Source organism: Hymenobacter endophyticus (assembly GCF_032464715.1).
Lineage (GTDB): Bacteria > Bacteroidota > Bacteroidia > Cytophagales > Hymenobacteraceae > Hymenobacter > Hymenobacter endophyticus.
Genome location: NZ_JAWDJT010000002.1, coordinates 789,414 through 810,169, shown reverse-complemented (window position 1 = coordinate 810,169; position 20,756 = coordinate 789,414). Strand labels below are relative to the sequence as shown.

The window sequence follows — 20,756 nt, the reverse complement described above, 5'->3', positions numbered from 1 at the left end:
GCCGGGCTAACGTGCGTAGCCTTGCACCGGAAAGGTAGCGTCCTCATACGGGGCCGGTATAACTTCCGCGCGGCTGTGGCGGTTGAATAGCATAACCGGCTTTTCGGGAGCTGAATATTGGGGCCAAGCCGCACCCGGCTCCCCGGTTTTAATAAAGTGGGCCCAGTATGCGTGCATCTGGGCGGCCAGGTTGGGGTCGGCGGCTTTGCTGGGTGTACCAGAGGCGGCCACTGTAGCGGCCGCCGAGGTGCCCTGGGGCGCATTCCACACAAAGGCCAACTCCTGAGCGTGAGTGGGCCGCAGGGTAGCATTGCTCCATTCAAAGCGGTAGAGCCAGGTAGGTACCTGCTGCGCGGCCAATGCAGTGGCTAGGCGGTAGGTAGCTAGGCCGTATAGGTAGTCGGTGAGGGTAGTGTTCCAGGCAGTTAAATCGGGCTGAGCTTGGCGGCGCTGCTGATAAGCGCGCCACACCTGCGGGCTGTTGCGGGCTCCGAATACTTGCTGCAATGCAGCTTGGCTGGGCGTGTGCAGCACCGAGGCGGGCCCGGTGAACAGGCCAGCTTCCTCCAAATTGCTGCCCAGCAGCACCCGCAGCGGCGCCAGCCCCGGTTGGCGCAGATATTCCAGCGGAGCCCTCGGAATCACCCGCCCGTCCTGCACCGGCCCAAATACCTGTAGGCCGCGGGTGCTATCAGTAAGGTGAGCCTGCGCCCGAATGAGTTCGGCGGCTGGGAGCGTGAGCAGGGTGCGGGTATCGGTAAAGTGCAGTTCCTGCAGCAGCCGGCGCGTTACGTCAGCCGCCGTAGCCGTGTCACGAATGGCCTGCACGGCGCCGCTTTCCAGAATAACCTGTTGAAACAGCGGCCGGGCCGCAGGTGTTACCAGCAGCCCACCAATTAGCTTAGCCCCCGCCGATTCGCCCATTACCGTTACCCGGTTTGGGTCGCCGCCGAAGGCCGCAATATTCTCGTGCACCCAGCGCAGAGCTGCCGTAGCATCCAGCAAGCCGCAGTTGCCGGCTTCGGCGTATTGCGGGCCCAGTGTGTTGCCCAGTTGCAGAAAGCCCAGTGCCCCGAGACGGTAATTGATGCTCACCGCCACCAGCGTGTCCTGAGCGGCAAATGTCCAGGTGTCGTTTTCCTGCCCTGAGCCCCCGGTAAAGGCCCCACCATGTACCCACACTACCACCGGCCGCTTCACATTACGGGGCAGCGCCGGAGCCCATACGTTCAGGTATAAGCAATCCTCGGAACCCTGCACACCACCCGGGCCGCCTGTTTGCGTGGCTTGGCTGCCGAAGCGGGTGGCCGCCATAACACCCCGATACTTTTTCAGTGGCTGCGGTGGCCGGAACCGCAGGGCCCCTACCGGTGCCTGGGCGTACGGAATACCCCGAAACACGCGCAATGTACCCTCCTGTATGCCCCGTATCCGTCCTTGCTTGGTGGTAACCACCGGGCCCGCTGCCTGGGCATACCCCCAGAGCGGGGCGCTTATAGCAACCAGCAAAACACAGCACATCAAGCGCGACTGAGGCATACACAGGAAGATAAACCCGGCAGGGGTAGTGAGACGGTAGCCGAAGTTAGCTACTACCGAATAAGTGCCAATCTGCATAGTACCCTGAAAAGGGCTGAGAGTAATCGGCCGACCTATAGCTTGTTACGCTCCTACAGCTCGTTACCCTGATTCCGGAGGGCTAGTACAGTGCAGATACCCGTGGCAAGTGCGGCCGCGCGAGTATGCCTCCTCCCGTGCAGCGGATAGAAACCTTGGGGTCGGTCAGACAAGGGATTTGTGAAAACAAAAAACCCGGAAGCGGCTCAGATGAGTTGCTTCCGGGTTATCGAGGTAGCGGGGACTGGACTCGAACCAGTGACCTTTGGGTTATGAGCCCAACGAGCTACCAACTGCTCCACCCCGCACTGTTTGGTAATACAAATGTACGAGCCTTTTTGACAATCGAAATATTTGGGGCTGCAAAAATACATAAAATGTTTGTGGTTGCCTGATTATCAGGGGCAATAAAAATTTTAGATGACGAGTAAAATTCTCAACTGTGTGCAGAATTTGGCATTTCTGTCGATGGTGAAGAGGGGTGTTGCGTAAGGTGAACAGTATTTTGTCCTACATAATCCCCTCAACATCATGAACACCTTTTCTTCCTCTACCTGCAAATGGGGTTTGTCAGTGCTAGCTGCTGGACTTACGCTGGCTTCCTGCAACACGGCCCAGACTACCGACTCAGCTACTACAAGTAGCAGTCCGATGGATTCCACTACTACTGCGGCTCCGGCGGCGCCTGCCGGGCCTACACCAGTGCGGCCCGCTGGCCCTGCTCCGGCCTGGGCCACGGGCATCAAGCCCGAAATGCAGACGGTAATAGAAGCACTGGCCAGCCTGGGTGGTAAGCCCATCGAAACCCTCTCGGCCCAGGAGGCCCGACAACAGCCCACGCCCGCCGATGCCGTAATGAAGGTGATGCAGGCCAATAACATGCCCATGCCCCCCGTAACGGCTGACACCATGAGCCGCATGGTGATGCCCGGCGTGAAGGTGCGCATCTATACCCCCAAGGGCGCCACCGGTACGTTGCCGGTAGTGGTGTACTACCATGGCGGCGGCTGGGTAATTGCCAACCTGGATACCTACGATGCCTCAGTACGAGGGCTAGTAGAGAAAACCGGTGCCATTTTCGTGTCGGTGGCGTACCGGCAAGCCCCGGAGCTGAAGTTCCCAACGGCGCACAACGATTCATTTGCGGCTTACCAGTGGGTGCTGCGCAATGCGGCTTCTTTCAAAGGCGACCCGCAGAAGGTGGCCGTAGTAGGCGAAAGCGCCGGTGGCAACCTGGCGGCCAGCGTGAGCATGATGGCCCGCGATAAAAAGGTAACGCTGCCCAAGCACCAGGTGCTGGTGTACCCTATTGCCGGCTACGACATGAACACGCCTTCCTATCAGAAAAATGCCCAGGCTAAGCCTTTGAATAAGCCCATGATGGCCTGGTTCTTCGACAAGTACCTGCGCACCCCCGCCGACGGCAAAAACCCGATGATTTCACTGGTGAATGCCAACCTGAAAGGGATGCCACCCACCACCATCATCACCGCCAGCCTCGACCCCTTGATGAGCGACGGAGAAATGCTGGCTAGCAAGCTGAAAGCGGCCGGCGTAGCCACCAAATACCAGAATTTTGAGGGCGTAACGCACGAGTTCTTCGGCATGGCTCCCTTGGTACCCCAGGCCACCGAGGCCCAGAGCCTGGCCGCCGGCGAGTTGAAAAACGCGCTGATGAAGTAAGCCTGTAGAGAAGCCAAGAAGAGAAAGTAAAAAGTTAACGCGTGGATGTGGCCTGGTAAAGGCGGCATCCACGCGTTAACTTTTTACTTTGAAGCTGTTTGGGAAGTTAAAATCGTTGTCATCCTGATAATTCCGCGCATCAAGCGGCGAAGAAGGATGACAGTTTCGGGTCCAGCACCAGCTTCCTGAACACCTTCTTTTACTTTTTACTTCTCCCTTCGGCTTACCTTCTAAAACCGGCTGGTGATGCCGAAGTGGATTTTGCCCGCGCTCAGGGAAAACCGCTGCTGCTCACTACGTCCCAGGGCGTACACAAACTGAAACTGGCCCGCGCCCGTGCGGAAACTCAGGCCCGCGCCCAGGCCCGTGGGTGCGTCTTGGGGGTAGGGGTCATTGGGAATGTCGCGGCGCAGGTAGGCTTGGTCGGCAAACACGAATACGTAGGCATCGGCGCCGGTAAACTGGCGGAACTCGGCGGTACCCACGGCGTACTGGCTGGCGTAGAAGTTCAACTCATTGAAGCCCCGCAACGTGGCCAGGCCGCCCAGCCGAAACAGGTCGTTGAGAAAGAGGCGGTTGTTGATGAGGGCCTCGCCGCGCAGGCGGGTGAGCAGTACGCCCTGGCGGCCCACCCGGAAATAGTGCTCGGCCCGCAACCCCAGCGTAATCTGCCGGGTGCGTAGCGGTACGCCCTCATAGAAGCTTTCCGGCAAATCGGCGTTTTTGCTGATGCGCTTGGTGCCAATAGCACCCTGCCCGCTTACCAGTAGCCCCCGGCGCGGGAAGTAGGGGTCATCCAGGGTGTTCCAGGTGTAGTTGAGGCCGTAGGAGCCGTACTGTGAATCGACGTTTTCGGGGAGGGCCGTGGCTTTGTTGAGGGCGGAGGAAATCAAGCGGGAGCTACGCCACTCGGCAAACACGGCCAGCCGCCCGGCCAACGCCGTGGGGTAGGCCACCTGCAGGCGGGGCCGGGTATTGAGAAACAGGGTGTCCTGCTTGAGCAGGTTGAACGAGCCGCTGACTTCCAGCGGCGTGCCGAAAAAGGCCGGGTGCAGGTACTGGGCATCCAGCAGTTGGGAGTTGGCATCTAGCTTGCGCCACTGCAGGCCCACGCCCTTGCCGCCGCCGTTGATGTTACGCAGGTTCAGGGTAACGTCGCCGGTAATCTGCACCCGTTTCTGGCCCAGGCCCGGGTTAGGGTTGGGCAGTACGCCTACAATGGCATCGAACTGGTTGGCCGTGCGGTCTTCGAGCAGGAAATACACCCGAGCCCGGCCGCGGGCAAACCGTACTTCGGGCTCGGTCTTGAGCTGTAAATACGGCAACTGGCGCAGGCGGCGGGTGGCTTCCTGAATACGCTGCTGACTGAACGGCTGCCCGGGCTCCAGCTGCAGGTAATCGATGAGGAAACGAGCCTTGGTTTTGGTTTTGCCCAGAATCTGGAGCGAATCGAACTGCACCAGGGGGCCACGCTGCAACACCACCCGGCCGGCTATTTCCTGCCCGGTGAGTTCCAGCGAATCGAGGCGTAGGGTGGCGAAGGGAAAGCCCTGGTTTTCGGCCTCGTGCAGCACGCTTTCCTGGAGCCGGGCCCACTCCTGGGGGCGCAGGGGCTGCTGCCGAAATAGCTTGTCGCGGAAGCCGGCGCGGGTGAGCAGACCGTCGCCGAGGTTACCGTTGCGCAGGCGGGCCCAGCGAAACAGCTCGCCCACGTACAGGCGCACCTGCAAGGTGTCGTGGCGCCAGCGGAGCTCATCGGCGGAGGCCGTGAGGTAGGCATCGGCCTGGAGGGCCACCACCAGGTTGCGCACTTCGCGCAAAGCCGCCAGAGAGTCGGGCAGATTGGTGCGGTAGCGGTAGGGGCGGAGTACGGGCTGGTCGGCCGTTTCGGTGAGCAGGCGTAGCGTAACGGGGCGAGCCGGCCGCACCGCTACCGGGGCCGCTCGCCGGGCCGAATCGGGCGGGGCCAGGGCCGGTGCCGCCGAAACCGGCGGGGCGGCCGGGTTGAGCGGGGTGGTGCCCTGCGCCCGGACAGGCGGCGCCATCAATCGGCACAGCAACAGAAACCAGCAGATAACGAGGGCGCGGGCGTACATTTGCAGGTGGAAACGCGAAACCCCGCGTTTAATTTCCCGAAAGTACATTTTGCCGCTTCAACCCCTGTGCTGCCTCTGCCCAGAGGACCCGGGGTGGCCCTCTATTATGGCTGGCCTCTACCTTCATATTCCGTTCTGCAAGCAGGCCTGCCACTACTGCGACTTCCACTTCAGCACCAGCATGGCCCTGAAAAGCCGCCTGGTGGATGCACTGGTGCAGGAACTGGCGCTCCGCCAGGGCTACCTGGAGCCCGGAGCCACCCTCAATACCATCTACTTCGGGGGCGGCACCCCGTCTTTGCTCACGGCGGCGGAGCTGGAGGTGCTGTTTGCGGCCATTCACCGCCACTTTGCCGTGGCTTCGGATGCGGAAATTACCTTGGAAGCCAATCCCGACGACCTGACCACGGCCAAAGTGCGGGAGCTGGCGGCCTCGCCCATCAACCGGCTCAGTATTGGGCTACAAAGCTTCCACGAGCCCCACTTGCGCCTGATGAACCGGGCCCACTCGGCCGAGGAGTCGACGGCGGGGGTGCGGCGGGCGCAGGAGGCGGGCTTTGAGAATATTTCGGTGGATCTGATTTACGGCGTGCCGGCCCCGGACCACGGTATATGGGAGCAGGATATGGCCACGGCCTTCGCCCTTGGGGTGCCCCACCTGAGCTGCTACGCCCTTACCATTGAGCCCGATACGGTGTTTGGGCGGCAGCTGAAAAAGGGCAAATTTCCGGCTGTGCCCGATGAGTTTGTGGCCCGGCAGTTTGAAATGCTGCTCCAGAAAATGGCCCGTCACGGTTACCAACAGTACGAAATCAGCAACTTCAGCCAGCCCGGCCGCGAGTCGAAGCACAACTCGGCGTACTGGGGTGGGGTGCCCTACCTGGGGCTGGGGCCGAGTGCCCACTCCTTCAACGGCCACAGCCGGCAATACACCGTGGCCAACAACCCGCAGTACGTGGCGGCCGTGCTGGAGCGCGGCGAAGTGCCCGCCACCGTGGAGCACCTCAGCCCCCGCGACCAGGCCAACGAGTACCTGATGACCAGCCTGCGCACGGCCCAAGGCTGCAACCTCGCCCGCCTGCGCACTGAGTTGGGCGTAGACCTGGAGCAGGAAAAAGCCGCCTACCTGCAGGAGTTGCAGCGTACCGGCCTGGCCCGGCGGGTGGGCAACCATCTGCAACTCACGGATGCGGGCAAGCTGCTGGCCGACCACATTACGCTGGAGCTGTTTCAGGGCTAACCCCACACGCTTAGCCAGCGCCCGGATTAGCCTTTTCCGGCTTTTCTTCTTTCTTTGAAACAGCCAATCGGCCGGCCGTTCCGGCCTCGCTCAACGGTAGGCGCACCGCAAAATTCCCGTTGATTGGCTAGTAGTATGAAAATGAGACGATTAATAGACGCCCTGGCCGACGACACTGATTTCTTTATCGAGCAGGTGCAGATTACGGCCATCGTATTCGATAACTCCGACGACGTAACGGTGTGGGCTACCACTTATTTCGACCAGGAAGCCCACTTTTTTCACCTGGGGCTGCCGTTTCAGCAGCTGGATTTGCTGTTGCGTCTGGCCGGCAGCCGGGCCGAAGCGCTGCAGGAAGACGTGGCCGACGCTCTGGCCACCGTGCAGGAATGGCCCTGCCTGCTGCAGTACAATACTGAGGCTGCCCCGCCCGTGCCCTTGCCCAACGTGGCCCTGAAACTATCCTGCACCTATCCCGCCGACCTGTTCGAAGATGAGGAAGAAGGCGAGGACGACGACTCGTTCGATATCAGCATGAACGCCGACAGCGAGGAAGCTGAGGATTACGACTCCGGCCAGCCCCACAACATCTTCTACCTGGAGGATGTGTTCTTGCGCATTGAGCCGTGAAATCAATTAGGAATTGAGAATTAAAAATTAAAAATCAGCCAGTGAAGCTGTTTAGCAAGTGTTGGAACGTCATGCAGAGCGGAGCGTGACGTTCTGTTGATTTTTACGACTTGTTAAACAGCTTTAGTAAGCATCCGGAAGCAGGGCATATTCAAACGCTTTTCAATTTTTAATTAACCACCATGTTCTACCTGATTCCGGGGCTGGGGGCCGATGAGCGGGTATTCGGACGGCTGCAGCCCTTGCTGCGCGGCGAAACCCGCCTGCTGCCCTGGCTCACGCCGGAGCCCCAGGAAACCCTGCCGCAATATGCCGCCCGCATGGCCGCCGGTATTCCGCCGGAGGCGGAAGGGCTGCTGGTGGGTGTGTCGTTTGGGGGCGTGGTAGGGCTGGAAATCAACCGGTTGCGTCCCCGCCTGCGCACGGTGCTTATCAGCAGTATTCCGGATGCCAGCTGCCTGCCGCCCCTGCTGAAACTGGTGCGTGGCTCAGGGTTGTATCGGTTGTTTCCGCCGCAGTGGCTAAAGCTGTTTCCTAGGGCCGGGCAGTGGTATTTTGGGGTGCAGAATGGGGAGGAATACCAGCTGTTCAGGCAAATACTCAGGGATATGGAGCCGCAGTACACGCGCTGGGCCGTGGCCCGCCTCCTGCACTGGGACAGTACTCACGTGGGCCGCAGCATCCAGATTCTGGGTACCCACGACCGGGTATTTCCGTCCGGCCCCACGCCCGTGGAATACCTTATTCCCGGGGGCGGCCACTTCATGGTATTCAGCCACGCCGAGGAAATCAGCCGCATTCTGAACAAGCTGGCTGAAGCAAAAGCTGAGGATTGAACTGGAACTCCTGGTTGTAAATCCGGCTGCCGCTTTACGTTTGGCACGCTGAGCAGAACGCTGAATACGTTTACCATTCCGAGCAACGCGAGGAATCTGGATTATGCACTTAGCGGGAAACCCAGATTCCTCGCGTTGCTCGGAATGCCAGGGTTTCCCGCTAACCTTGTAATCTGATACTCGTGATTCTGTACGCCATGCTTGCTACCTACCCCTACCAGGGCCGCACCTTTGCCTTCGACCCCGCCGCGCCGCTGGATATTTCTTTGCCGCTGGCTCCCGGTGAAGGGCAGGTCAACTGTTTCTGGGCCGAGCCGGTGCAGGTGGAGGTAATTCGGGTGGGCAGCTTTGTGGGCAGCGTGGCGCTGGGCGGTAGCACCAACTACCAGCGGGTGCACCTCACACCCCACGGCAACGGCACCCACACTGAGTGCTACGGTCACATTTCCCCCGACCCTGCCGCCACCCTCGACCGGTGCCTGCGGCGGTTTCTGTTCGTGGCCCGGCTGGTATCGGTGCAGCCCCGGCCCCAGGCCAACGGCGACGAAGTAGTGCTGCTGGAAGATGTGCGGCGGGAGTTGGAAGGCGGTCTGGAGGCCGCCATTCGACCCGAGGCTCTTGTTCTGCGCACCCTGCCTAACCACCGGAGTAAGCGCACCCGCCATTACTCCGGCACCAACCCCACCTACCTGGAGCCCGCCTTGGCTCATTACCTGGCCGAGCAGCACATTGAGCACCTTCTCCTGGATTTGCCCAGCGTCGACCGGGAGGAGGATGGGGGCCAGCTGCTGGCTCACCACGCGTTCTGGCAGTATCCCCAGGCCACCCGCCAGGTGGCTACCATCACCGAGCTGATTTTCGTGCCCGATGAGGTAGAGGATGGCCTATACCTGCTGAACCTGCAAGTAACCAGCCTGCAACTGGACGCCAGCCCCAGCAAGCCGGTACTCTACGCACTGCGGCAGGGGTAACCAGGAGTTCAGACACAAACCCACAGAATACAGAACGTCATGCTGAGCAGTTAGTGCTCAGGCATAAAACAACAGTCCCTCGCCTATCCAATAGGCGAGGGGCTGTTGTTTTATGTCGGATGCGTCAGATTCCGCGCGTTGCTCGGAAAGACAAACGGGCTAGTTCAGCCACACAGTCAGGAGCATTTCGAAGCGGTGGGGGCCGTAGGCGTTGTAATAGGGCGCTTCACCCTCGAAACCCAGCACGTGCACCAGTGGCATGCCCTCAGTACGGGAGTCTACTACGCGCACGGGATAGAAGTGCCCTTCTTCGGGCCAGTCGCCTACGTGGTTGTAGGGGCGCTGGCTGGCATCTACGCAACGGGCGTAATCAATGAAAGGAGCGTGACGGGTGGCTTCCGCCAGTGTAAGGTTGGCTACTTCGAATTTAGGCATGATGGACAGTTCTACAAAAACACTACCAGGATGATTCCCGGCAGGCGCGGAAAGCGTCAGCTTCAGGCGCTTACAGCAAGGTTAGAGCTTGAATTGTAGGCTCACTTTTACCCCAAAGGTACGGGCTCCGGGCGAGTTTCGGTACGTGAGGCGGTGCAGGAAATCAACACGCGCTACTTTGAAAATGTTCTCTATGCCGTAGCCAACTTCCGCGTACGGTAACCGGCCCAACGACTGAAATGAGGGCAGCAGCCCGCCATTTACGGGGTCTTCGAGGGGAATGATGCGGCGGTTGGCCTGGCTCACGCTGCCCCAGAGCACGTTGCCGGTAGCCACCAGCCGCCAGTTGAGCTGCTTGATGGCCGGCAGGGAGTTCAGCAAAAAGCCGTCGAACTGGTTTTCGGCCCGCAATGCCACGTACCGGTCACTCACAAATTCGAAATAGCGCATCAGGTTGAAGGCTCCGGAGTTGTAGAACGGCGACTGGTTGCCCAAGTGGGTTTTGAGCACCGGGTAAGGCACCGTGCTCGGAATGTAGCCCGCATCCAGGCGGTAATCCAGGCGGCCCAGCTGGCCCATCCGGATGCTTTGATCGATGAGCAAGTTGAGCTTGTGGTAGCGAAAATCGGCGCCCAGCAACTCGTCCACACCCAAGGTATAGCGCACCGTAACCACCGGCCAGCGCTTCAGCCCGATGGCCGTACGCCGGTTCTGGTTGTTCTGCACCAGCACTTCGTCGCGGGCGTAGCGCGACTCCAGCACTACTTCCGACAAATCAAACTGGTCGGCGGTGGGGGCACCGGGCTGGGCCTCGCCGGTGTAGTAGGCAAAGGGGTACAGCGGCCGGAACTGCTGATGCCGTAGTACCACACGCTGGGTAAAGCCCCGAAATAAGTCAGATTGTAGGCTCAGCGTAGTCAGGTCGCGTAGCAGAAGGCGGCTGCCGCTGATGTTGCCCAAGCGGGCCGAGGCCTCAAACAGCGGGTTATCCAGCGCGTAGTCGTTGTCCAGAAACGCTACCTGGTCCAGGTCGCGGCGGTGCTCGAAGTTAGCCACCGTCCAGTGGCGGCGGTCCAGCACACGCTGCACCCGCAGGCCGTACTTGAAGCGCCCGTCGCGGGTGCCGTAGGCCAGGTAAGTGCGCAGCAGCCAGTCACGGCTCCACTCCGGGGTAGTCCGGAAGCCCAAACGGACCCGGTGACCCTCAATGTTGTTGAAGCTGTAGGTAGAAAGCAGAGGGCCCAGATCCAGCTTGCCAGTACGGTAGTAGCCGTTCACGGCCACATCGGCCAGTTCCAGCACGGAGCGCACGGCCGGCAGCTGGCGTACGGTATCCAGCACGGCCAGCGTGGCGCGCTCCTGCTGGCTGAGCGTATCGGGGCGGTTCTGCTCAAAAAAGCCCTTGGGCACCTCAAACGCATCCGGGGCCGTTTCCAGGGGCCGGTCGTAGAAGGGCAGGGGCTTGGGCTGATTTACCTGGAAGCCGGAGTTGATGATGGTGAGGCGGGCCAGAATGCCGGTACTGCCCTTGGTAGGCTTGATGCCGATAACTACTCGGGTTTGCCGGGGCAGCCACTGGCCGGCGGGCGTGGGGGCCATTTCCTGGCGCACCCGCACCTGCTCCACAAAGTTCAGGTTAGCCTCGGGGCTCACCGCCAGTTCCAGCTTGCGCAGAGCGTAGGTGTCGGTGGTAATCCAGATGGTGCCGGTGAAGGCCAGGTCCTGGGCGCGGCGGGGCTGCACGCCAATCTGGTAGCAGAAATCCGGGCCCACCTGCACCGAATCCTGCAGCTCGTACTCGTAGGTAAACTTCCAGCCGTCGGCAATGGGCGAAATGAAATCCTTGCCCAGCAGTTGTTGCCAGTTGCGGTAAAAGTCCCAGTCCTGAAAAGAAGAGCCCATAATCTGCGACACTACCGAACCCTCCCGGGGCGTGGCCCCGCGCATCTGCGTCCGCCGGATTTCCTCCCGTTTGCGCAGGGGCTCATTGAGCTGGTAGAAGCGCGACAGTACCTCAGAGGCGAAAATGGGTACCACGGCCTTGCCATTGGCGTCGCGGGCAATGCCCAGGCTGTCGGCCACCTGCGTGAGCTGGCGCAGAGCCTTGCGGCGGCTCACCACATCGGGCAGGTTGTTCAGGGCTACTTCCGTGCGGCTGTAGCTGTCAAACTCGAAGGCCTTAAGCCGAAACTTGTCGTTGCGTGGTTTCTGCTCCTGCACGCGCCGCAGAATGCGGTAAGCCGGGTTTTCGCGGGGCCGTACCACTACTTCGCCCAGGGAAACCGAACCGCTGCTCAAAGCAAAATTCACGGCTTGTCGCTCCGTCAGGCTACTGACGCGCTTTTTGAGGGTGCCGAAGCCAATGGCCGAGGCCGCCAGCGTATCAACCGGGCCGGCTACCGTGAGCTGGTAGCGGCCGGCCTCGTCGGCGGTGGCGCCCTGGCTGGTGCCGCGCACAAATACCGAGGCAAAAGGAACCGGCTTGCCCGAGGCGGCTTCCGTTATCTGGCCACTGAAGGTGATGCGCTGTGCCCAAGCTTGTGGTACCCCCGGGACGAGCAATAGGAGTGCGCACAAGGAATAGAGAAAACGCATAAGCGAAACCGAAGCGAAAAGGGGCATACCTGGGCAAGGTAGCTGCAGTAAGATACCACGAGGGGCAGTCAGTTCCTAGTGGGGCAGAGTAGGTAGGGTAGAAGAGTTGGGTTGAACATCAGCAATGGCTAGTTGGCGTCAAGAATTAATAATTACGCAGAGGTGGGGCCGAAATATTGCGCTTGGCTGACGGCAGCAAGTACCAGGCTGGCTGAACGCAGGTAGCGCATTCCTCCCACTTCGTTCCACTGATTAAAGGTAGCCAGCGGTGAAGATGCGTCGTGGGGTAGCGCTTGAGGTTCTTATTTCAACAATATCAGTGCGCGAGATGCTTCGCTCTGCCGGATCAGTGAATCCCTCATTCACAGCTCTTCATGCAGCGCTCTACTTCGGGCACTCCTCGCGGGTCAGCGTTTCGTTGATGTTGATGGCTGCGGCACTACCCTCAGCCGCCGCCAATAGGGCTTGTTGGGTACCGGGCGTGGTGTCGCCGGCAGCATAAAGGCCCGCTATGGTCGTTTGGAGCTTTTTGTCTACCCACACCGCGCCTTTCTTGGTAAGACGGCAACCCACCTGCTCAGCCAGGGTAGTGCGCTGGTGCTGATGAGCGTGCACGAAAACCGCCGTGCGTGCCAGCTTCTCCCCCGATTCGAACACCAGGTGGCGCAGTTCCCCGCTGCGCGTGCCTTCCAGGCGTATTACTGGCTCGTCACGGACTCGGATTTTCTGTTGGCGGAGCCGGCGGCGGGCATTGGCTGTGAGGTAGGCGGGGTCTTCCACGCACACTACCACGTCGGGGCTCCAGCGGCTCACCAGTAGGGCCAGGCCGGTAACCAGTTTGGCCCGGCCATACACGGCCAGCGGCTGGTTACGCACTTCCCAGCCATGGCAATACGGGCAGTGTAATACCCCCCGTCCCCATAGGTCGCGCATCCCGTCAATAGGTGGCAGCTCGTCCTCTACACCAGTAGCTAGCAGTACTTTGCGGGCTGTAACGGCCGATATACGGCCGGATTCCCCTTCCAGCATCAGCTCAAAATAGCTCCCTACCTGCTGAATGGCTGTTACCCGCCCCGCCCGGATTTCTACGGTAGTGTAAGGAGCCAACTGCTCCCGACCCAGGCGTAGGAGCTCGGCCGGCTTGGTCCCGTCGCGGGTGAGAAAGCCTTGCACAGCCGGAGAAGGAGCGTTGCGCGGCGCACCCCCATCCAACACCAGTACCCGGCGCAGGCAGCGGCCCAGCGTCAGGGCCGCGCTCAGCCCCGCTGCGCCGGCCCCAATAATGGCAACGTCAATGTCGGTAGAGGGTTGGCTGGGAACAGAGTGGCGCATGAGGTGTAGGGGAAAAGGTGTGACAAGCCTATACCTAAAAAACTGGGTGCAGGTTGGCGGCACTGCCCGAACGACCGGGGTGGACAATAAAAAACCCCTTCTCACAAGAGAAGGGGTTTTTTGAACAAACCAAACTAAGAAGCTGGCTATTCTTTGATCAGACGCTTGGTGAAGGTCTGGTCGTTGCCGCGCACCTGCACAAGGTAGCTGCCGGTGGGCAACTGCGTTACCTGCAGGTAGTCGTTGCTGCCACCGTTCCGGGAAAGGGTGCGCACCGTGCGGCCAGCCATGTCCGTAATGGTTACCTGGTAGCTACCGGCGGGGGCACCCGTCAGGTCAAGGCGAGCATCCTGCAGGCTGGAAGCCGGGTTGGGATACACCTCAACTGCGGCCTGAGCGGCAACTGGGAAGCTCACGCTCTGTACCGCACTGAAAGACTCGGTGCCATCAGTATCTACTTGGCGCAGGCGGTAGTACACTACGCGGCCCTGAGCTTTGGCGGCTACCTGAGCATCCACTTCGGCGTATACCGTGGTAGTAGCCTTAGTACCCTGGCCTTTCACCTGCTTCACCGTAGTGAAGGCCTGGCCGTCGAAGCTGCGCTCTACCACAAAGTGGTCGTTGTTCACTTCCTGGGCCGTGGTCCAGGTTAGCTTGGCATCCTGACCGGCAGCCTGAGCCGTAAAGCTTACCAGCGTTACCGGCAGCGGGCTAGCGCCTACTGGGATAGTTACGCTCTGGGTCGTAACGCCCCCGTAGATATCGGTGGTCGTGATGCTCACCGTGTACGAACCTTGCTTGAGCAACAGGCGGTTGGCTACAAACACCTGACCGGTAATCGGGTTCAGGGCCAGACCCACGGCGCTGAGCGTATTCTGATCAGCCGTGGAAATGGTAGCGTTGGTACCCGAGGTAGGCAGACCGTTGGCAACCGACGTATTTACAAGTGCACCGGTAGTGGCATCATAAATAGTACCCGTGCTGCTGTATACTGCCCCATTGATATCTACCACGTAGGCCAGCACGTCATTGTTCTGGTACTGGTTAGCGCCACCTTTGGTAGGCGTAGTAGCGTAGCGCGAAGCATTATCGGAGGCAACCGGAATGGTGTACACGGCCGTGTTGCCCGATACAGCGTTGTCGTTATCCGTGGCCGTGTAGTTGAAGAAGGCATTGCCAACAAACGAGCTTACGGGGCGGAAGGACAGCTTGTTGGCATCAGCCAGCAGCACTACCTGATTTTCCGTAGCGGCCACTCCATTCACGAACAGCGTGCCTTGGGTGGTCGTGTTCGGGAGGTTGGTGAGCGTGAAGGACCTGATGGTACCGTCTGCATCGGTGGCGGCCAGCGTAGAAATCGGTTGAGCAACCACGGCGCTGTTTCCATCAGGAGCCGTTACGCTGTTAACCACGTTGCGGACTACCGGAGCCTGGTTGGCAATATTGGTAGTGAAAGGGTCCGTGTTGTTAGCCGTTACGCCGCCTTCCGCAGTAGTAGTCGATACGTTGGCTACCAGACGGTAAGAAGCCGCCGGGAACGGGAAGCTGATGGTGTTGGTAACGGCTTGCGCAGTGCCCGAGTAGAGGGTATTAAAATTTGGGAAAGTGACTACTCCACTACCACTATCGTAGCTGCCGCCACCTGATATTATTACGCCGGACAGGCCCACAGGCAGCTGCACCGTTTGCTGTACGTTACTAGCGGGAGAGGCACCATTATTACGAGTGATAACCGTGTATGAAACCTGGCTGCCAGCTGTAGCTGTACCCACACCATCCAGCACCGTTTGAACGTCGGCCAGCGTGTTAATTGTCACACTGTTCTGGTTGATGTTATTTGTCGTCACATTATCGGTGTTGTCAGAGGAAGTGCTGGCAACTGCTACTACTGGGCCAGCGCCCGGGGCATTCACGCTGAAAGTGTAGGTGAGCGAAGCGCCGCTGGCTAACGATACGTTCGCCGTGTTCGAGGTTACCAGAACCAGACCAGAGCCTGAGCTATAAGAAGCACCTGTCGGGCCCGAGAAGCCGGTTAGGTCGCCGGGCAAGGCTACCCGCGTCCGCACGTCGGTGGCCGTAGCCGTACCGTTGTTGGTGACCGTTACTGTATACGTGATAGGCGAGCCGGCCGCGTACGAAGTAGCGTTAGAACTAATGGTTACAGCTAGGTCGCTGATAGTCGTAGTAGGCTGGCTAATGTTAATACTCGACAGGTCTACGTTGTTGCCCAGGTTCAGGTCGTTGGTGGCGTTGGTCACGTTGGCCGTAGCTGTAGCTGTCAGGCGCTCTATGTCAGGAGCCAAGAAGCTAATGGTATTGGTTATGGTACCATCAGGGCCGGCCGGTACTTCCGTGCGGGCGGCAAACGTCACCACACCGGTAGCGGCATCATAAGTACCCCCACCCGAAACCGTCACGCCCGTCAGGCCCGTAGGCAGTTGTACCGTTGTAGTTACCGAGGCCGCTGGAGCTTCTCCATTGTTTACAGTTGTAACCGAGTATACTACTGGTGTACCCGTTACAATGGGGCTAGCTGGAGATGCCAAGTACACTTGCACATCAGAGGAACGCTGGCTAGTGGTCGTAACCGTAGCCGTATTGTTTGTCACGCTGGTTTCCGGCGTGCCGGTAGCCACCGATGACACAACGCTAATCTGCGTTTCGGTGGGCATAAAGAAGCTAATAGTGTTCTGTACCTGAGTGCCAGCATTTACCGTGCTCAGGTCAAAGGTCACCTCCCCAGTACCGTTGTTATATACGCCGTTACCCGTGATGGTCACGTTGGGAGCACCCAAGTAAGCCGGAATCCGAACCACTTGCGTGGTGCCGACAGCAGCAGCAGCACCGCTGTTAACCGCCGTAGCATTGTAGGTTACCAATTGGCCAGCTACCGCAGTGCTCGGGCCAGAAACAGTAGTCAACAAATCGGTGCGGGGCGTTACCGTTACCGACGCTTCTGCCTGGTTGTTGCCAGGTACCGGGTCAATGGTAGTACCGGCAATGGAAGAGGTAGCCAGAACTGTACCTGCAACCGGAGCCGTTACGTTGAAGGTGAAGTTTGCGGAGAAGCCGCTGGCCATAGTAGCCGTTACGGCCGAAGGCGTAACCTCACCCGTGGTTGAGTTGTATGAGTAGCCCGAGGGCAGGCCGGTAACGGTCAGGCCGGGAGCCAGCAAGATGCGCAGGCTGGTGTTCGTAGCCGTAGCGGGGCCGTTGTTGCCGTAAGTTACCGTGTAAGTATATACATCACCCGGAGCCGGTGAGGTCGTCGACGCGGTAATGGTCGAGAACAGGTTGGCCTGGTTGGTGGTAGCAGCTGCGTTAACCGTTAGCGAAGCCGTAGCCTGGTTGTTGGTAGTAGGCGTTTCGTTGCCGGTGCCGGAAATGTTAGCTACCGCCGAAAGGGTGCTGGCTGCCGGGGCTACAAAGCTGACCACGTGGTTCACGTTCTGTCCGCTGGGCAGGGTAGCCAGAGTCGGGAACGTAACAACACCGCTGGCAGCATCATAGGTGCCGTTGTTAGATACGTAGACGTTCGTCAGGTTTTGCGGCAGCGTTACGGTTTGCGCTACTGCCGTGGCCAAACCAGTACCCAGGTTCAGGGACGTAACGCTGAAGGTTACCGGCTGACCCGTTACCACCGTTGCCGGCCCGCTGATGCGGGTAGTCAAGTCGTAAGTTGGAGTCACGTTCACCGAGGCCGACATCAGGTTGTTGGTCAGCACGGTTTCGTTGCTGGCCGTGGTTACCTGGGCAGTGCCCACAATCGGGCCGCTGGCCGGAGCCGTGAAGGTGATGCCGTACGTGTTAGTGGCACCCAGGGCCAGCGTGCCATTGCTCAGCAGCGTTACCAGGCCCGTAGTGTTGTTATAAGAGCCCCCATTGGAGAAGGTAGGAGTACCCAAACCGGCGGGCAGCTGCAGGGTTTGCGTTACGCCTGTAGCAGGCGTGTTACCAGCTGTATTTACGTTAGTAGTCGTTACCGTGAAGGTAACCGACTGGCCCGCTGATACCGTGCTGGCACTGGCGCTAACAGTGGTAGCAACATCAGCCAGCGCCCGAACCGTTACAGCAATGTTAGCTTGGTTGGAAACTGCACCCGAAGTACCATTGATGGTGTAGGGAATAACGGCCGTACCAGTGAAGCCGTTTACCGGAGTGAAGGTTACTAAGCCAGTGTTGTCCACTGTAAAAGTACCCTGGCCCGTTACCGTCTTCGTAGTTTGAAGTCCAGCTGTGTTGGGGTCAAGGTCAACCGTGGCGACGTTTTTGGGGTTGCCGTCGTTGTCGGCTACGTTGAACGATACCGGCGTGTTAGGAGCAGTAAAGTTCTGGTCGTTCGCCGCAAGTGGGGCATTGCCTACTGGGATAGTATAGGTAGCCGTGTTTGACGTGGTACCGCTGTTGTCAGTAGCCTGATACGTAAAGCTGGCAGTAGTAGCACCTACTGCGGGGTCGAAGCGCAGGTTACCGGCGTTGGCAGTCGGAATTACCTGACCCACCGTAACGGCCGTCAGCGTAGCACCCGAGGTCAGGTACAGAATGCCGGCTGAAGAAGCTGGCAGCGTTAGAATGGTATAGCTGTCAACCTGCCCATCAGGATCAGTGGCGCTCAGGGCCGCAATGGCCGTGGGGCCATAGTTGTCCGGCAGAGTGGGCGAGTTGGTCACGTTGTTGGCAACCGGTGGTTGCGAAGCGCTGGCGCATAGCACCGAGTTCGGAATGATTTGACGAGCAACGTTAGCCGTGGCGCTGGCATACTCCAGCGTCAGCACATTGCCGCCGTTATTCTCCCCATAGATTACTAGCAGGTTGTGCGTACCGGCCGACAGATTGAGGGTTGCCGTACGTTCTACGGTACCGTGCAAGTTCCCATTGTTGATGGTAGCGTTGCCAATGGAGGGAGCCAGGGCAGCACCATCCAGCCACAGGTAAGAGGCGTCGTCGGAGTTCAGGTAGAACGTGTAGAAGCCAGCTGTGGCAATGTTGATGCTGCCACTGTAGCGTGCGGTAAACGTTTCCGGATTGCTGGCGCTACCCCCGGCCGTGGGCGTCAGGTTGCCCCAGCTGTTGTTGGCGGGAAAGTTCAGCGTAGCATCGTAGCGGGTTAGGCCGGCTGTTTTGTTCGTGAAGAACCCTAGGTTATCGGCGAAATAACCGTTGAAGTACTCGGCGTACAAACCGCTGCTGCGGGTGGGGCCGTACTGGGCACCGGCGCAGCCGTTGGCGGGCAGCGTCACAACCGTAGTTACGTTGGCATTGGCCAGGCTACCGTTGTTATTGGTAGCGGTGAGGTCGGTAGTGGCCGAGGTGCTGGCCGCCTTACCCGTGATAGTCGTGCTGTAGTTTGGAGCCGGGAATACGATGCGATAAGTCGGAGAGGCTCCGCTGTTTATCGTCGTGCTGGGGAAGGTCACCAGGCCGTTGTCGTTGTTATAGCTGCCGCCGTCGGGCAGGTTCGTGGCCGTCAGATTAAGTCCGGTTGGCAGTTGTACTGTGGGTACCACTGCAGTAGCCGTCGATGGGCCGTTGTTGGTTACCTGCGCCGTGTACGTAATGGAAGCGCCGGGCGCTACTGCCGTCTGCGAGGTGCTTAAGGTAGTAGCAATATCGGCTACCGGCGTAACGGCCGTAGTCGTGCTAGCCGAGTTGGCACCCGTATCTGCACCTTGACCAGTGGACGTGGTGGTATTGCTCGTAACCGTAATGTTGGCTACGTTGAGTGGCGTCAGGCTGAAAGTGTAGTTGACCGAGTTGCCCGAAGCGAAAGAGCCGCCTGGGTAAGTGATGGTCCAGCCAGTAGACTGGCTGCCAGTAACTGTGCCACTAGCCGAGGTAACTGCCGAGGCCGTGTTAGCCGGAATAGAAACCGTACGGGTTACGCTATTGGCTACGTCCGGGCCGTTGTTGGCGTATGTTACGGTGTAGTTGCCCGAGGGCTGGCCTACCAACAGGCTACCGGGAGCTGTGAGAGTGGTAGCTACATCAGCCTCTGCGCACCAAGCAAGTGAATGAATTCCCACAAATTGGTTGCCGGGGTCCGCTACTGTGGTTTGAGTGTTCCGATAGGTTAAAACAATTCTGCTTACAGCCTGCGGAAAAGTAATTACAACGTTAGCATCTGGACCAACACTATTGAAATTACCTTGTCCATTGATTAAGTTGCTGCCAGCGTATACGTTGGCCCCATTGCTAGCGGCGGCTACATCTGCAGCAGCTAGAGTAATTAGCGCGTTGGAAGTAGTATAACCATCTACCTGAAGTTGGTCTCTCCAGCCAGTATTAGCTCCGGTGCTGTTCAACTGGTCAATGTCAGAAACTGTCATTGAAAAATTGTACAGAGGTCGACTGAACGTCAGAGTAACTGTGGCAGTTTGATTAGTACCAGTGCCGTAATCAGTTTGCCAAATAAGCCCCTGGCCTGGTAAAGCAAGGTTATCCGCAATAGTAAGGTTAGTACCAGCGGGAGCAGCATAGTTGCTTGATGTAACCGTTACGCCCTGGGAAGTTGCACTAGCCCCCGTAGCCCAGTTAGTGCCAAGTGTCTGAGTAGCGAAATTCAATAAGGAGGTTTCACCACAGCCTGCCTTGCTAACAGGAATACCGTAAATCTGCTCCTCCGAGGAAGCCCCTTGGTTGTCCACGGCTACATATGCAAATGTTGCCGTGCCAAAGAAGGACGTGTTGGGAGTAAATGCAAGGTTGCCGGCCTGAACTGCTGGAATTGACTGGTTAACTGTAACAGCTGTGCCGTTCAGCGAAAGTACGCCGGATGATGCAGGCGGTAATGAGCGGACTGTGTAAGAGGCTACAGAGCCGTTGGCATCAGTAGCCGTCAGGGCCTGCGTTAATGCTGATAGTCCGCCGTTGCGTGATAGAATACCAGCAGTTAGAAGCCTTGCAACCGGCGAAACGTTGCCTACTTGCAGGGTATAAGTAGCTGTATTCGATACAGCGCCCGTGTTGTCTGTAGCAGTATAGGTAAAAGGAACGTTACCTGTATTAGCCGTCGAGATATATATGAGGTTCGGATACGTTACAGCACTATAAGTAACGTTGTTGGCTGTAATCTGCTGGTTGGCACCTGATACAGCGTTGTAAGCATACAACGCGCCTGTCGCGGGACGCGTAACAATGGTGTAGCTGGTTACAGATGTACTGTTAGTAAGCGTGGTGGAGAAGTCAGCTATCTGCGTTTGCGAGCTAACCGGCGCCCCAAACGTGATGTTGTTTGCTGAAACCGCCATTGGCCGTGCCCCAACCCCAGTAGCAGCAGGACGCACTACTGCGCTATTCAAAGGAAACCCTTTGTCAAGCAAAA

At 58.9% G+C, this 20,756-nt stretch carries 11 protein-coding genes, 1 tRNA gene and 1 pseudogene; 5 read left to right on the top strand and 8 right to left on the bottom strand.

What is annotated here, in order from left to right; all coding sequences use genetic code 11:
- Positions 1-6: 6 nt before the first annotated feature.
- Together ROI90_RS05800 and ROI90_RS05795 are read right to left on the bottom strand one after the other, a co-directional pair.
- Positions 7-1,539 (bottom strand): carboxylesterase/lipase family protein, encoded by a 1,533-nt coding sequence (locus ROI90_RS05800; RefSeq protein ID WP_315997389.1) that lies wholly within the window; start codon positions 1,537-1,539, stop codon positions 7-9.
- A gap of 313 nt (positions 1,540-1,852) precedes the next feature.
- A tRNA-Met gene (locus ROI90_RS05795) sits at positions 1,853-1,925 on the bottom strand.
- A 223-nt stretch (positions 1,926-2,148) separates the two neighbouring features.
- Here ROI90_RS05795 and ROI90_RS05790 point away from each other — a divergent pair.
- On the top strand, positions 2,149-3,300 hold the full coding sequence (locus ROI90_RS05790; protein WP_315997388.1) for an alpha/beta hydrolase: 1,152 nt from the start codon (positions 2,149-2,151) through the stop codon (positions 3,298-3,300).
- A gap of 230 nt (positions 3,301-3,530) precedes the next feature.
- On the opposite strand, the gene ROI90_RS05785 is transcribed toward ROI90_RS05790, so the two are convergent.
- Positions 3,531-5,345: a BamA/TamA family outer membrane protein gene (locus ROI90_RS05785; RefSeq protein ID WP_315997387.1), complete on the bottom strand. Its 1,815-nt coding sequence runs from the start codon at positions 5,343-5,345 to the stop codon at positions 3,531-3,533.
- Positions 5,346-5,502: 157 nt separating this feature from the next.
- Here ROI90_RS05785 and hemW point away from each other — a divergent pair, with 157 nt between their 5' ends.
- The 4 genes from hemW to ROI90_RS05765 all read left to right on the top strand — a co-directional run bounded on the left by hemW (position 5,503) and on the right by ROI90_RS05765 (position 9,073).
- Positions 5,503-6,636 carry a radical SAM family heme chaperone HemW gene (gene hemW / locus ROI90_RS05780; protein WP_315997386.1) on the top strand — a complete coding sequence of 378 codons (1,134 nt, stop codon included), beginning with the start codon at positions 5,503-5,505 and terminating at the stop codon, positions 6,634-6,636.
- A gap of 141 nt (positions 6,637-6,777) precedes the next feature.
- Positions 6,778-7,266, top strand: coding sequence for a hypothetical protein (locus ROI90_RS05775; RefSeq protein ID WP_315997385.1), 489 nt, complete (start codon positions 6,778-6,780; stop codon positions 7,264-7,266).
- Positions 7,267-7,448: 182 nt separating this feature from the next.
- On the top strand, positions 7,449-8,102 hold the full coding sequence (locus tag ROI90_RS05770) for an alpha/beta fold hydrolase (RefSeq protein WP_315997384.1): 654 nt from the start codon (positions 7,449-7,451) through the stop codon (positions 8,100-8,102).
- A 197-nt stretch (positions 8,103-8,299) separates the two neighbouring features.
- Positions 8,300-9,073 (top strand): cyclase family protein, encoded by a 774-nt coding sequence (locus tag ROI90_RS05765; protein ID WP_315997383.1) that lies wholly within the window; start codon positions 8,300-8,302, stop codon positions 9,071-9,073.
- Positions 9,074-9,232: 159 nt separating this feature from the next.
- Here the strand turns inward: ROI90_RS05765 and ROI90_RS05760 are convergent, their stop codons facing one another.
- The 5 genes and pseudogenes from ROI90_RS05760 to ROI90_RS21175 all read right to left on the bottom strand — a co-directional run.
- Positions 9,233-9,508 (bottom strand): hypothetical protein, encoded by a 276-nt coding sequence (locus ROI90_RS05760; RefSeq protein WP_315997382.1) that lies wholly within the window; start codon positions 9,506-9,508, stop codon positions 9,233-9,235.
- 81 nt (positions 9,509-9,589) lie between these two features.
- A complete protein-coding gene (locus tag ROI90_RS05755) occupies positions 9,590-12,103 on the bottom strand; it encodes a DUF5686 and carboxypeptidase-like regulatory domain-containing protein (RefSeq protein WP_315997381.1) in 2,514 nt (837 codons plus the stop codon).
- Positions 12,104-12,487: 384 nt separating this feature from the next.
- On the bottom strand, positions 12,488-13,435 hold the full coding sequence (locus tag ROI90_RS05750; protein WP_315997380.1) for an NAD(P)/FAD-dependent oxidoreductase: 948 nt from the start codon (positions 13,433-13,435) through the stop codon (positions 12,488-12,490).
- A 146-nt stretch (positions 13,436-13,581) separates the two neighbouring features.
- The gene (locus tag ROI90_RS05745; RefSeq protein ID WP_315997379.1) at positions 13,582-19,458 is read right to left on the bottom strand and encodes a T9SS type A sorting domain-containing protein; all 5,877 of its coding nucleotides are present in this window, start codon (positions 19,456-19,458) and stop codon (positions 13,582-13,584) included.
- A gap of 600 nt (positions 19,459-20,058) precedes the next feature.
- Positions 20,059-20,682, bottom strand: a pseudogene (locus ROI90_RS21175) (hypothetical protein); the annotation flags it as partial.
- Between the last annotated feature and the right edge of the window lie 74 nt (positions 20,683-20,756).

Coding starts and splice junctions, on each gene's coding strand:
- ROI90_RS05800 (WP_315997389.1), bottom strand. CDS start 1,539: ATGCCTCAGTCGCGCTTGATGTGCTGTGTTTTGCTGGTTGCTATAAGC.
- ROI90_RS05790 (WP_315997388.1), top strand. CDS start 2,149: ATGAACACCTTTTCTTCCTCTACCTGCAAATGGGGTTTGTCAGTGCTA.
- ROI90_RS05785 (WP_315997387.1), bottom strand. CDS start 5,345: ATGGCGCCGCCTGTCCGGGCGCAGGGCACCACCCCGCTCAACCCGGCC.
- hemW (WP_315997386.1), top strand. CDS start 5,503: ATGGCTGGCCTCTACCTTCATATTCCGTTCTGCAAGCAGGCCTGCCAC.
- ROI90_RS05775 (WP_315997385.1), top strand. CDS start 6,778: ATGAGACGATTAATAGACGCCCTGGCCGACGACACTGATTTCTTTATC.
- ROI90_RS05770 (WP_315997384.1), top strand. CDS start 7,449: ATGTTCTACCTGATTCCGGGGCTGGGGGCCGATGAGCGGGTATTCGGA.
- ROI90_RS05765 (WP_315997383.1), top strand. CDS start 8,300: ATGCTTGCTACCTACCCCTACCAGGGCCGCACCTTTGCCTTCGACCCC.
- ROI90_RS05760 (WP_315997382.1), bottom strand. CDS start 9,508: ATGCCTAAATTCGAAGTAGCCAACCTTACACTGGCGGAAGCCACCCGT.
- ROI90_RS05755 (WP_315997381.1), bottom strand. CDS start 12,103: ATGCGTTTTCTCTATTCCTTGTGCGCACTCCTATTGCTCGTCCCGGGG.
- ROI90_RS05750 (WP_315997380.1), bottom strand. CDS start 13,435: ATGCGCCACTCTGTTCCCAGCCAACCCTCTACCGACATTGACGTTGCC.